The following is a 13,129-nucleotide window of genomic DNA, read 5'->3' on the forward strand; positions in this document are numbered from 1 at the left end:
AAATTATTTTGCATAACCAACTTGATACCATAACGGCTGGTAATTATTAGACTTTGATAGCTTAACAGAATAACCTGTTAATTTATCATTCAAAGCCATAATCTGATAAGAATTATCAATCGGTATTACATAGGCCTGGTCATTCATATATTCTTGCCATTCATGGAATTTTTTAACCCGATATTTATGATCAAATGCTTTTTGCGAATTTATTTCATCTAATAATTGATTATTCTTATCACTAACAAAGCGTGACATGTTAAACGGCGCCTCTTCGCCATAGTAAGTCTGTGGTGATGGCTCAGACGGCATCGACCACCCACCGATAAACATATCTACTGCCGGATCATCGTTTTGAACTTTATCATAAAACGAATTATGTTCTATTAGCCGACCATCAGTCAACTTGACGTTTAAACCCAATTTGTGCCATTGTTGCAAATAATTTTCAATAATTGGCTCTTGAGTCGAATCTCCACTCATTGCGGCCAAATTAATTGTTAACGACTTACCATTAGGCTGAACCCGCCATTTGCCCTTCTTCTTATAACCAGCTTTATCCAATAACTGATTAGCTTTTTTAAGATTATGGTTGTAACCTTTAGCCTTTTTATCAAAGTAATCACCAAACTGTTCTGGTATTAATGTTGGTACTCTAAAGGTCAACCCTTTAGTGTAACGCTTATTAACTGCATCAACATTCATGCCATAACCAATCGCTTGCCTTAAAGACTTATTATTCATCTTGGCTTGCGGATTTTCGACATTCTTACCTTGCTTTTTATCCCACTTGCCGACCTTAAAGGCCAAGTAATGATAATTTAGAGGAATTTGTGCGACAAAGTTAACCTTCTTAGTATCCTTAACTTGATTCCATTGCGTATTTACAACCTTCATAACATCAAATTTGTGACTCTTAATTGCCTGTGAGGTTGAATTTGGCGAAACTACTGAAATTACAATTTTGTCTAATTTTGGTTTACCACGCCAATAATACTCATTCGGTACCCAGGTTACTGATTGGCCACGTACAACTTTAGAGACTTTAAAAGCACCATAAAATAGCGGCTTTTTTCTAATCTTATCTGAAGACTTTAGTTCTTTAAATGGTACGTCTTTTAAATAGTGATATGGTTCTGCCATATTCCAAAAATACCGGTTACCATTGTTAGTCATGCTAGGATTAAGTTCCTTGCAGTGAATTACTACCTTGCGACCACGTTCACCATCAGGCATTTCAATTCCAGAAATTGTTTTAGCTTTACCTTCATGGTAATCTTTAAGACCGTTAATAATTTCAAACTGACTACCATATCTAGGACAATTAGTTGCCTTGTTAGCTAAAATCTCATAAGCGAATTCCACATCCTTAGCATTCACCTGCTGACCATCAGACCATTTAACTCCCTTTTTAACTGTAATCGTAATTGTTTTACGTTTAGAGTCCAGCTTCATGGTCGCAGGACCTTTATCATTTATTTGATATTGATCATCTGTATCAAATAAAGATTCCATTCCTGGTGCAGCTACCTGAGAGTCAATGTCATCAGATGACAATTCTTGTGAAAAAATCCCAGCAAATGGAGTATCCGTACCTAGACCAATTTTGACGGTTCCACCTTGTTTAGCCGCCTTTTTTGGCGTTTGAGTTGGAAATTTAGCAGCAGTTTTCGTTTCATCCTTGTTAGCGTTATCGCTTTTGCCACAAGCAGTTAGCACGATTGCGGACAAACCCAATATCCCTAGAGAAATACTCCTTCTCATCTTTTTCATTAATTTTCTCCATTTCTAAATTAAATATTATCTAAATATATCATATTTATTTCATGTTTTCACTATTAAAAATATATATTTTTAATATTTTAGATAGAAATTAAAAAAGTTTCTCAATTATAGCCATTACAAAGGGCAATCAGATTAAATTACAGCGAAAAGTTATGAAAATGCAATTAATTTTAATAATTATGACTAGTTACAAAAAAAGAGCCCCAAGGCTCTTTTCATTTTATCTAGTATCCTAATTTTTTCGGTTATTATCCGCTATTTGCTGACGAAGCTTTTTAATTAATGCAACTTTGCTATCATATAGTTTTTGCGACAGATCAACTGGGTATGCTTCTGGATTTAAACTGCGTTTATATTCATCCCAGAGACCATCCAAATTATCTGCACAAAACCGCCTGATTGCTTGCAATTTGGGTTGCTTATATACTAGCTTACCTGCTTGAAAAATATCTTTCAACAATGGTTCTGCAGTGAAATCCGTTACAGTCTTATTAATATAAGTGTATTGGGGATGAAACATAAATAATGCTTTCATTTGTCTTGGATCTTCATCAAAGCGAGCGATCCAATCCCCCTCATTCTTCTTGGCAGTATTAGCATTAATCCGCCATACCTGCTTTTTGCCTGGCGTCGAAACCTTGCTAGCATTAGAAGAAATTTTTAAGGTATCTTGCAGTTGACCACGCTCATCAGCAATCGCTACTAATTTATAGACCGCTCCAAGAGCTGGCTGATCATAAGCTGTAATCAGCTTGGTACCGATGCCCCAAACATCAATTTTAGCTCCTTGCATTTTCAAACTGGTAATCGTAGTTTCATCTAAGTCATTGGAAGCATAGATCTTAGCACCAGTAAATCCCGCTGCATCAAGTTGTTTACGTACTTGTTTAGAAATATAGGCCATATCTCCAGAGTCAATTCTGACTCCTTGAAAATTAATCTGGTCACCCATTTCACGTGCTACTTTAATAGCATTCGGCACACCGCTGCGAACTGTATCGTAAGTATCAACCAAAAAGACGCAATCATGATGGGTTTGAGCATAAGCTTTGAAAGCTTCATATTCACTACCAAATGCTTCAACCAAAGAATGAGCGTGCGTTCCAGATACTGGAATCCCAAATAATTTGCCAGCACGCACATTACTGGTTGAATCAAAGCCACTAATATAAGCTGCTCGTGTACCCCAAAGGGCTGCGTCCGTTTCTTGTGCACGGCGACTGCCAAATTCCATGACACCATCACCTTGCACGGCTAATTTGACTCGCGCCGCTTTCGTTGCCACTAGGGTTTGATAATTAATTATATTCAAAATTGCTGTTTCAACTAATTGGCATTGGGCTAGTGGACCCTCGACTTGTACTAACGGTTCATTAGCAAAGACAATCTCACCCTCACGCATTGACCGCACCGTTAGTTGCAACTTAAAATTACGCAAATAATCGATAAAATCAGCATCATAGCCGACCTCTTCTTCAAGATAACGCAAATCACTTTCACTAAAATGTAGCTGCTTAAGATATAAAATTATGTGCTCTAAACCAGCAAAAATAGAGAAACCGTTGCCAAATGGCTCTTCGCGGTAATATGCTTCAAAAACTGCATGCCGATCAGCAATTCCCTTCTTAAAGTATGTGTACATCATATTTATTTCATACAAATCAGTATGTAAGGCTAACGAATCGTCTTGATCCAATTCTTGATAAAACATTATTTTCTCCTATTACAAACATTTTAGTCCTTAATTATACTATTACAGCTCATATAGCTCAATTAAGAACCTAAAATAGTTAATTATTCGGTTTTTAAGCAAAACAAAAAAGTTTACACTTGATTAAGCATAAACTTTTTGTGGAAAAAATAATTATTTAGCTTGGGAATCATGCAATAAAGTTAACATCCCGCCAAGTTCTAAAGCAAAGTGCACTGTGTGTCCCTGTGCAATTGCTTTTGGTGCATTATTTGGACAAACAAATGTTGAAACAATGTCAATACCATCTGGTAGCGGCTTAATTTGATGCACCGCACCCACATGCAAATTAAAATCATCGTGTACTAGGTAAGTCTCACCTGCCATACACATTGGGTGATCTTCCAGACGCTTAACTGGATAATAATCTGGAATTTCTTTGGCAGGCTTACCGTATGTCAAAGTTGGCTCACCAAACATCCCAAAAGTTTCCATAATCTCTTGCTTGCCAGTGGATAACTCACCATTAACATAATAATGCTCAGGATTAATTTTAAAAGCTAGATCACCACCAGTAACGTTATTAATTCCTTGACCAAAACTTTGGATATCAACCCCACTAACTACCAAGTGAGTTGTAGCCGTTTGACAACCTTGCTCCTCAATTGGTACCTCATTATATTCATGCCAATGTTTATCAGAATCTAACAGAATATCATGATACAGATCAAGTGTCCCTTGTGACCCCAATTCACTATGTGCCTTAACCGCAGTAGCAATTGCTACTTCTGGTTCCAGCCAATTAACAGAAACTTTATCTAGATCGTTACCAGCATTATCTTTAATTTTGACTCCTAAGTCCATTAATTCGTGCAATACGTGCAGTGAACGCTCATATTTTAACCGCTCTAAAACTGCCGGCTTAACCTCTTCATCATTAATAAAAGTTTGGATTTTAAAATTACTCATTTTAATACCTCCTAAATTGCTTTCATTATACTTGCTAACCATAGTAAAATGAAATAAGCAAACTCGTACAAAATGTCTAATAAGTAAATACGGAGGAATTACCATGTCACGCGATCCACGCTACACTAAGGCTGAACAAAAAATCCAGTATAGCTTTTTACAATTATTAAATAAAAACCAATTTGAACAAATTACCATCGATAAAATTATTAAGAACGCAAATATCAGTCGTGGTACTTTTTATCACCACTATCAAGATAAATATGATTTAGTCGAAAAAATGCAGACTGCAGAATTAGCCAATTTTAAAAGTTTATTAGCCAAAAGAGTTGAAAAAATGCAATTTAATGAACAATTGGATATCTCTGGTTTGCAGCAACAAGTTTTAACAAGCCTCCAAAAGAGTCGTAAACTCAGCCAAATAAAAGTTGGACGACGGAGTTTTACTCAATCCCTCTTTGAATTAGTTGAATATGAAATTACTACCTATATCAGCAACCAACAGCTTAAATATATTGGTAATAGTAATGATTTAGCAATTGCATCGCATCTGCTAACTAACGTTATCTTAAGCTATGTGGATTATTTTAAAGATCAAGCTGTGTTACCATCACTTACCAAACAAAAGCAAACCTTGCAAACCTTTAACGGTTTACTAACTCAGGTTATTACCACAATTTAAATTATTCATTTTGATTGTCAAGTCTCTGGCGCAGACGCGAAACAGCCTTTCTAGGACCAGTTAAGATTAAGCGATCGTCAGTTTCCAATCGTACATCATCTTGTGGCAATACAAGTTTACCTTGCCGTATAATCCGGCTAATAACAATATCGTCGGCCTCTGGTAAATCTGTAATCAGCGTCTCATCATATGCAGCATTAGTCACTTTAATTTCAAATAAATCAGAATTAGTTGAGGTAATCAAATCAAGAATTTCCGGAGCAATAATCGCGGCCTTAAAGACACTAACACTGGTGTTAAAAGTATTGAAATATTCGATATCAAGTGCAGCTAATTTTTGTTCCATCTCACCAGTCTCATCAGGATCGGGATCACTAAGCCGCACTATGACACGTTCAACGCCGTATTTCTTAGCCGCAATTGCCAATTGGTAATTTTGCTTAGCATTTAAATCGGCAATAACTAAGATATCTGTATCAAAAATCCCTTGCTCGATTAATTCTTTTACAGCCAAAGAATCAAGTAGGTTGATCGGGGCAGTATGTTTAAAGCTATCATATACTTGCTGACGAGCTGTATACAATTGTACTTCATACCAGTCACTTGGCAGTTGTTTAGCAGTTTCAACTGATGCCATCGCAGTTCCAATAATGTGCACTTGCGTTTTAGCAACCTTGTCAGCAGCTGGTTGATATAACTTTTTGAACAGCAGTGGCCCTAATAAACAAGTAATTACAGCTGCTAAAATAAAGGCTCCTCCTTGCTGACTGTTCACCACATGAATGTTTTGCGCAATTGCTACCCCTGAAATAACTAAAGTCATTGTCGTTTCTACTAAAAAAGTACCAGCAAGAGCGTTGCGCTTAGTTGCCAGCTGCTTGAAGTAAAAATAAGCAGGTAACTTAGCTATTAAGAATGCTAATAATAACAATGGAATTAAAATTAAGGTTGACTTAGAACTCAGTAATTCTCTTAAATCTAACTTTACTCCTGTCAAAATAAAGAAAAACGGAATTAAAAAACCATAACCGATTGCGTTCAACTTTTCTTGAGTAACCTTTTCTGGTTCAAGTAGCTTAACCACTATTCCTGCCAAAAAGGCACCTAAAATATTCTCTGCACCAACAGAGACCGCCAGTACCACTAAAATAATGATAATCAAAAAGGCAAACCGCATATCAAGCTGTGTGGTTTCTTTAGTTAATTTGCCAAAAATATTAAAGAAATTACGAAAACGCATCAATAAATACGCTGCTGCCAAAAAGACTAACGACAATAGCCAAAGGGTTGCACCATTACCACTCTTTAGTGCGGAATAAATAGTTAGACATAACAAAGGAATAATTTCACCAAAAACGCCAAATAATAATAGACCTTGACCATAAGGCCGACCTAAAAGTTCATTTTCCTTCAGAATGCTGATCATCACGCCTAGTGAAACTGTCGCAAAAATTATGGAAGAGAAAAATAGGTCTGGAAACAAACCAGTAACCGCAAAAATCACGCCCAGAACAATTGACACTACTAAAGTCAAAGCATAAGCCAGACTTGCTATCTTAAGAGGACTCTTTTGCGGCGCGGTTTTCGCCTTTTTAGCTGCTAACATGGTAGTTGGCTGATGAGGTTTAAATAAAGAAAAATCAATTTCCATTCCGCTTAAAAATAACAGCATAATTGTTCCAAGAGTCGACAAGGTATCTAAAACTGAGTTGATATGAACCAAGTTCAAGCAACTTTTTCCCAATAAAACCCCAACAATAATTTCTGCAACCGTATTAGGAATCAAGGTTACCTTAAAACGAGCTAATAAAGTTGGTGTCAAAAAGGCTGCCAACGAAACAATCACTAGCGATAAATCCATAGTTTTACTCCTCTAATTTCTAAATTAACTGCTATAATATAACACTTATTCTTATAGAAATCCAAGTTAGTATTAACTAAATTTATCACCAAATCATAACCGAGTGGTTTTTTAGTGTCTTAAATTGTTTTACTTAGCCAAATATCACAAGTTGTATGCTGTGAATTGATCAACGGCTTTTCAAGTTGCTTAAAGCCTACATGATGATACAGCCCCAAAGCAGAGGTCATATTAGAAAGTGTTTCAATATATAGTTTATGATATCCCAAGTTCTTAGCTCTTTCTTCACACAGTTGAAGCAGCTTCTTGCCAATGCCTTTGCCGCGTGTTTCAGCACTCAAATACAACTTTTGTACTTCAGCAACACCTTGAACACTGGTTTCTCCAATGCCGCAGCCACCAATAACTGTTCCGTTACTAGTAACGACCAAGTAGGTTCTCTTGGGACTAGCTAAGTAAAACTGTGATAAATGAGCTAATTCTGGATCATAGTATGCAGTTCCTGGTAAATTATCGTGGTATTCTTCTAGAGCTTTCTTAATGATTGTACAAATAGCTGCATCATCCTGTTTTTGAATTTCTCTAAATTGAACATTGCTTTTCATGACTAGCATCTCCTTATAAATCAACTCCGCAAATTAAAACTATCATATTAATTTAATAATATTCTTTTTTTGGAAAATTGCAATTCCAAGTTAAATACTTTATCAATTTGCTGGTTCTAATCCCCGCGAAAAATAATCTTCCACACTCACATTGACTACTTCTTCATCTTGCAGCTTAATTGGCAATTTAGTAAATAAGTATTTGTAGCAAGTATACTTGGTAAAGAGATCCGCACGTTCATTTACATGCTGGACTGTCTGCTTAACCTTAAATTGATCGCGCCATTTGCATTCACCAATTAATAACTGCTTGCTATCCAATGATTCTACAACCACATCAATTTCTTGGACATTGCTCTGCTTATCTTTACCCCACCATTTACCAAAAGTCTTGCCAATAAAAGGTAATTTATTCACTGCATTCATTCTTCGTAAGTATTGCCTAGTAATCTCTTCAAAAATTGGCCCAATAAAATCACTCAAATCTTGTATTGCTGCCAAGCAATAAATTGTGCCATTTCCTTGTTCAATTTCGCCACGCACACCAAAAACATAGCGATACCAAAAAGCTAAAAAATTTTCAGTTATTTGGTATTGGCTAGTTTTTTTCTTAAGTGGATTGGCACCAAACGGGACAACGCGTTCAACATAATTAAGTTCACGTAAGGTTACCAAATATCTTGAAACTACACTGCTTTCCAACTGTGTAAACCCAACAATTTCATTAAGAGTATTGGCACCACTAGCAATAGCTTGCAAAACAGCATTATAATTAGCAGGTTCTCGAAACTCTTGCTTCATTAATAAAGTTCCTTCATTAAATAAATAGCCAGTCATCTTAAAATATAAATTTTCCAAATTTTTTTGAAAATTCAGTTTGGAATTAATCAATGATAGATAATATGGCGTTCCGCCTACACACGCATAGTATTTAACTTTTTCCTCATTACTAGCAGTTGGATAGAATTTAGCAGCATCATAATAATCTAGTGGATTAACTTTTAATTGCCCAGTTCTCCTACCAAATAGTGGACTTTTTTTACCCAAAACTTGATTTTCCATAAAACTCATTGATGACCCACACAAAATCAAAAAAATATTACTCTGCTTAAACTGATAATCAATAACATGTTGCAATATTGAATTTAATGACTTATTCGCTGTTGCCGCATAAGGATACTCATCAATTACTAAAACTAAATGTGCTTGAGAAAACTTCTCAGCAATTATTGCAAATAATGCTGACCAATCCCTTACCGCTGGGAAATTTTGAATACCCAGCTTTTCCCCTAAGATCTGAGAAAATTTTTGTAAATTGAGTGAGTCATTTACCTCTTCAGCTGGAAAAAATAAGGAATTCTTATCCTTAATAAACTCGTTCAATAACGCAGTCTTGCCAATTCTTCTCCTGCCGTAAACAATAGCCATTTGAAAATTATCCTGCTCATACATTTCTTCTAAAGCAGCCAATTCTTTTTTACGTCCAACAAACATTTTTTACTCCTGTAAGTTATACTAATTTAGATTATTATAATCTAAATTAGTATAATTAAACAACAAATAATCTTAAGCTAAAAAATACTAATCTAAATTAGTATAATCTAGATTAGTATTTTTTATTTTATTTATCGTTTCAATATGGCCAAACAAAAACTCCAAGCATAGCTACTGCTATTCCTTGGAGTTAATTAATCAATTTAAATTATTTTTTAGCTGTCGATTTTTTAAATAATCCCGACATATAAACAGCAAACAGTGCTACTAGACCAACGCTTACTAAAACGATAATATCTGTTTGCGTAGTAGCTGACCTACCACTAATATAAAGATTATTAGTAAATAGATCCATCGCAAAGCGAACTGGTGTCCAGCTATAAACCCCATTTCTAAAGATCGGGCTTAACATTTCTTTAGGATAAGTCGCCACTGCCATTGATAATAACCATATTACCATCAAGATTGGCTGACCACCCATACCAAACCAATTCAGCAGACAGGTTTGTAATAGATAAAGAACTGCAACTGTCAAAGCTAATGTTAACAAGAAGCTCCCAGTATTTTTAATTGGTACTCCAAACATAAGGTGTACAATTACAAAAATTGCTAAGGTCGCAATTACCGTAAGTAAGATACCACTCCCCATCTGATTGTTAACAGTCTTTAGACCAATCTTGCTATCTTCATCCAGTTCATGGTGTGATTTTCTTAAAAACATTGACGGCATAAATGATGAAATCCAAGCTAACATGACAAAAATCATTGGTGCCATTCCACTAATACTCTTGTCCGGGATTTTATTCTTTACTTTAGTCGTAACTTTAATCGGTTGATTAATCGTTTGCCATTGCGCAGAAGACAATGTTACCTTATTTTTGTCCAAAGTGGCTTGCATTTGCTTAGCTAAACCTTGACCCAAACCCTCACCAATTTGAGGTAAAGCTGTTGACAAAAGCGATGACGCCTGCATGTTAGAGCCTTGACTAATCAAAACGCGAATCTTGGCTTGAGCTGGTTTTTGAGCTACTAACTTCTTCGCTTCAGCAAGTTGAGCTTTAACTTGTGGACTAGCTTTTTGCTGCGCTGGCAACTTAGCTAGCTTAGCCTGCATAATTAGACCCTTTAGGTAATTTTGCTGCGTCGTCAAAGTATCATCAAAATCTTGATCGATAACTAAGGCACCATAATATTTTTTATCAGCAAACCCCTGCTTTAATTTACTTTCCTTATTGACATCAATAATCTTTAAAGTGGCATCAGAGTCAGAAAACTTGTCCTTTAGACTTTTAACTAGCTTTTTGCTGACCTTGCTGTGTGATTCATTGACAATTGCCACAGGCATTTCTTTTACTTTAGCAGAATTGCGTGCGCCAACTTGTGCTATTGACAATAATCCGACAAAAGCACAGATGATTACCATACACACCCAAAAGAATTTACTTTTAACAACTTTCCACATACTATCCTACCTCTTCTAAAAAACATCAATGTTAGCCATTTTACGCTTTTTGGTATATAATTTACGCAACATTTTGCCCAAAATTGTTGCAAGATAGGAAATTTATATGAATAATCAAACTAAAATCAATACGACCAAAAAAGCAATTATTGATGCCTTTGTTTTGCTTACTAAACAGGAAAAGCCTTGCACAGTTAACGATATTGCTCAAGCTGCCCATATTAATCGCAGTACGTTTTATCGTTATTTTGAAAATAAAACAGCACTGATTGAAGATTGTGAAAACACCATTATTAGCAAAATTGCAGGTATTTATCATCATGTTTTCACCCAAGAAAATACAGACAGCAATCGTCAATTAGCCCAAAATTATCTAGAAGAAGTCTTAAATATTGTCGAACAAAATCTTGATTTACTATACGTTTTATTCAAAAAAGTCGATAATTCACATTTTTATGTCAAGTTTAAAGAATTGCTAGCAGTAGCTAATCATCATTTCTTAAAGCACCTGCTAGATCCTAATGGACCACTTTCTCAAAAAGAATTCGAGCTATTAATTAACTATCGGAGTTCTGCAATCTTAGGCAGTATCGAATTCTGGAGTTATCATCCACAAGAGTACTCTCGCCAGGATATTGTTAATTTCATCAAAGTAGTTTCACATCGTGATTTACAGAATTATCAATAAAAAGTCATGACCACACATCATGACTTTTTTACCTATTAATTATTTGACAAAACCAACCTTATACCATAATTGACGACCATTGTTTGTCTCGGACGGCTTCAGCGTATATCCCGAAACCTTATTATTAACCGCATAAACCGTGTATGAACCCGATTCTGGAATTGCGTAAGCCTCTTCATTCATATATTCTTGCCACTCATGGAACTTGTCAACACGATATTTATGGTCAAAAGCCTTCTTGGAGTCCATTTGCTTAAGCAGCTGGTTGTTTTTCTTGGTTACAAATCGCGTATAATTCTTCGGTGAATCTTCAGAATATAGACTGCTTGGCGATGGTTCGCTATCTAAATGCCAACCAATCTGACACATATCAAAGTCATGGCTATCTCCTTCAAGATTATTAACGTATGTATTAAATTCAGTCAGGCGATTGCCAATTAACTTAACATTTAGACCAATCTTGTGCCATTGTTGCAGGTAGTTTTGCTGAATAGTACTTTGCGCACTATCATCAGTCACCCGCGCCATATAACGAATTGTTAATGGTTTACCATTAGGCTGAACCCGCCACTTGCCCTTCTTCTTATAGCCTGCCTTATCTAATAAATCATTGGCCTTCTTTAAGTTATAAGAATAATGCTTGGCATCCTTATTAAAGTAATCACCATATTCCTTAGGAATCAAAGTCGGTACCCGAAAACTTAAACCATGTGTATAGCGATCGTAAACTTTATCAACATTCATTGCATAGCCAATTGCCTGTCGCAGTGCTTTATTATTCATCTTAGCATTGGGATCCATGACATTGCGATCCTTTTTAGCATCCCATTTGCCTACCTTAAACCCAATAAAATTGTAATATAGTGGAATTTGGGCTACAAAGTTTACCCCTTTAGTCTTTTTAACCTGCTCCCATTGCGAATTAATTACCTGAGTAACATCAAAACTCTTGCTCTTAATTGCCTGTGAGGCTGAATTGGTTGCCAGCACTGAAACCACAATCTTATCTAACTTTGGCTTACCACGCCAATAGTACTTGTTAGGTACCCAAGTAATTGATTCACCGCGTACCAGTTTCTTCATCTTAAAAGCACCAAAATACATTGGATTCTTTCTAATCTTGTCTGATGATTCCAGCTTAGCAAACGGGACATCTTTAAGGTAATGATATGGCTCTGCCTTTTCCCAGATATAATTATTACCAGAATATTCCATCCCCGGCTTTAATTCCTTAACATGTAGCACTAACTTGCGGCCATTCTCGCCGTCTGGCATTTCGATCCCAGAAATCGTCTTAGCTTGGCCTTCGTGATATGCTTTCATCCCCTCAATATTTTCAAATAGATTAGAATAATTTTGAGATTTGGTTTGTTTATTTGCCAGAATTTCGTATGGATATTCTAAATCCTTAGCAACAACTTGCTTACCATCTGACCACTTAACACCCTTTTTAACAGTAATCGTAATCGTGTTATTTTTCTTATCAATCCTTTGGGTAGCTGGACCCTTATCAGTAATCTTATAATTGTCATCGGTATCAAACAGGTTTTCGTTACCAGGACTAGCAATGTTTTGGTCAATAGCCGTATTGGATAATTCATTAGCAAAAATCCCGGTAAACGGCGTATCCGTTTCTTCAGCGACCTTGAGTGTACCACCATGCTTAATGGCTTTTACTGGAGTCTTATCTGGAAACTTTTCTTCGACTTTTTTGCTAGCAGGTTTTCCACAAGCAGCTAAAGTCAGAGCAGCCGAAGCTAATAAAGTGGTGGACATAATACTTTTTTTGATACTAGATTTCATTTTTTCTTCCTCAATTCCCAAATTTTCAAAATAAAAAAGCCCCATTCAATTTAATGAATGAGGCATAAATCCTTCTTAGTTAAGCCCCAA

The 13,129-nt window shown here is 35.9% G+C and carries 10 protein-coding genes; 2 read left to right on the forward strand and 8 right to left on the reverse strand.

The window, feature by feature from the left end:
• Window positions 1–3: 3 nt before the first annotated feature.
• The 3 genes from OZX56_RS07475 to OZX56_RS07485 all read right to left on the reverse strand — a co-directional run bounded on the left by OZX56_RS07475 (window position 4) and on the right by OZX56_RS07485 (window position 4,444).
• On the reverse strand, window positions 4–1,773 hold the full coding sequence (locus tag OZX56_RS07475; RefSeq protein ID WP_277139442.1) for an oligopeptide ABC transporter substrate-binding protein: 1,770 nt from the start codon (window positions 1,771–1,773) through the stop codon (window positions 4–6).
• Between the two features lie 244 nt (window positions 1,774–2,017).
• Window positions 2,018–3,496: a nicotinate phosphoribosyltransferase gene (locus tag OZX56_RS07480; RefSeq protein WP_277139443.1), complete on the reverse strand. Its 1,479-nt coding sequence runs from the start codon at window positions 3,494–3,496 to the stop codon at window positions 2,018–2,020.
• A gap of 153 nt (window positions 3,497–3,649) precedes the next feature.
• A complete protein-coding gene (locus tag OZX56_RS07485) occupies window positions 3,650–4,444 on the reverse strand; it encodes a hypothetical protein (protein WP_277139444.1) in 795 nt (264 codons plus the stop codon).
• Window positions 4,445–4,547: 103 nt separating this feature from the next.
• On the opposite strand from OZX56_RS07485, the gene OZX56_RS07490 reads away from it, so the two are divergent.
• Entirely contained in the window at window positions 4,548–5,126 is a 579-nt protein-coding gene (locus OZX56_RS07490) for a TetR/AcrR family transcriptional regulator (protein WP_277139445.1), read from the forward strand.
• Between the two features lies 1 nt (window position 5,127).
• Here the strand turns inward: OZX56_RS07490 and OZX56_RS07495 are convergent, their stop codons facing one another.
• The 4 genes from OZX56_RS07495 to OZX56_RS07510 all read right to left on the reverse strand — a co-directional run bounded on the left by OZX56_RS07495 (window position 5,128) and on the right by OZX56_RS07510 (window position 10,548).
• Window positions 5,128–6,987, reverse strand: a complete 1,860-nt coding sequence (locus tag OZX56_RS07495; RefSeq protein ID WP_277139446.1) for a cation:proton antiporter family protein — start codon at window positions 6,985–6,987, stop codon at window positions 5,128–5,130.
• 119 nt (window positions 6,988–7,106) lie between these two features.
• A complete protein-coding gene (locus OZX56_RS07500) occupies window positions 7,107–7,592 on the reverse strand; it encodes a GNAT family N-acetyltransferase (protein WP_277139447.1) in 486 nt (161 codons plus the stop codon).
• A 102-nt stretch (window positions 7,593–7,694) separates the two neighbouring features.
• A complete protein-coding gene (locus OZX56_RS07505) occupies window positions 7,695–9,086 on the reverse strand; it encodes an ATP-binding protein (protein ID WP_277139448.1) in 1,392 nt (463 codons plus the stop codon).
• Window positions 9,087–9,294: 208 nt separating this feature from the next.
• The gene (locus OZX56_RS07510; protein WP_277139449.1) at window positions 9,295–10,548 is read right to left on the reverse strand and encodes an ABC transporter permease; all 1,254 of its coding nucleotides are present in this window, start codon (window positions 10,546–10,548) and stop codon (window positions 9,295–9,297) included.
• Window positions 10,549–10,654: 106 nt separating this feature from the next.
• Here OZX56_RS07510 and OZX56_RS07515 point away from each other — a divergent pair, with 106 nt between their 5' ends.
• Window positions 10,655–11,236: a TetR/AcrR family transcriptional regulator gene (locus OZX56_RS07515; RefSeq protein WP_277139450.1), complete on the forward strand. Its 582-nt coding sequence runs from the start codon at window positions 10,655–10,657 to the stop codon at window positions 11,234–11,236.
• 39 nt (window positions 11,237–11,275) lie between these two features.
• Here the strand turns inward: OZX56_RS07515 and OZX56_RS07520 are convergent, their stop codons facing one another.
• Window positions 11,276–13,039: an oligopeptide ABC transporter substrate-binding protein gene (locus OZX56_RS07520; RefSeq protein ID WP_277139451.1), complete on the reverse strand. Its 1,764-nt coding sequence runs from the start codon at window positions 13,037–13,039 to the stop codon at window positions 11,276–11,278.
• Window positions 13,040–13,129 lie beyond the last annotated feature (90 nt).

The sequence above is a fragment of the Lactobacillus sp. ESL0684 genome (genome assembly GCF_029392675.1).
Lineage (GTDB): Bacteria > Bacillota > Bacilli > Lactobacillales > Lactobacillaceae > Lactobacillus.

What these genes read in the sequence shown, in the direction of transcription:
- OZX56_RS07475 (WP_277139442.1), bottom strand. Translation starts at nt 1,773, where the DNA reads ATGAAAAAGATGAGAAGGAGTATTTCTCTAGGGATATTGGGTTTGTCC.
- OZX56_RS07480 (WP_277139443.1), bottom strand. Translation starts at nt 3,496, where the DNA reads ATGTTTTATCAAGAATTGGATCAAGACGATTCGTTAGCCTTACATACT.
- OZX56_RS07485 (WP_277139444.1), bottom strand. Translation starts at nt 4,444, where the DNA reads ATGAGTAATTTTAAAATCCAAACTTTTATTAATGATGAAGAGGTTAAG.
- OZX56_RS07490 (WP_277139445.1), top strand. Translation starts at nt 4,548, where the DNA reads ATGTCACGCGATCCACGCTACACTAAGGCTGAACAAAAAATCCAGTAT.
- OZX56_RS07495 (WP_277139446.1), bottom strand. Translation starts at nt 6,987, where the DNA reads ATGGATTTATCGCTAGTGATTGTTTCGTTGGCAGCCTTTTTGACACCA.
- OZX56_RS07500 (WP_277139447.1), bottom strand. Translation starts at nt 7,592, where the DNA reads ATGAAAAGCAATGTTCAATTTAGAGAAATTCAAAAACAGGATGATGCA.
- OZX56_RS07505 (WP_277139448.1), bottom strand. Translation starts at nt 9,086, where the DNA reads ATGTTTGTTGGACGTAAAAAAGAATTGGCTGCTTTAGAAGAAATGTAT.
- OZX56_RS07510 (WP_277139449.1), bottom strand. Translation starts at nt 10,548, where the DNA reads ATGTGGAAAGTTGTTAAAAGTAAATTCTTTTGGGTGTGTATGGTAATC.
- OZX56_RS07515 (WP_277139450.1), top strand. Translation starts at nt 10,655, where the DNA reads ATGAATAATCAAACTAAAATCAATACGACCAAAAAAGCAATTATTGAT.
- OZX56_RS07520 (WP_277139451.1), bottom strand. Translation starts at nt 13,039, where the DNA reads ATGAAATCTAGTATCAAAAAAAGTATTATGTCCACCACTTTATTAGCT.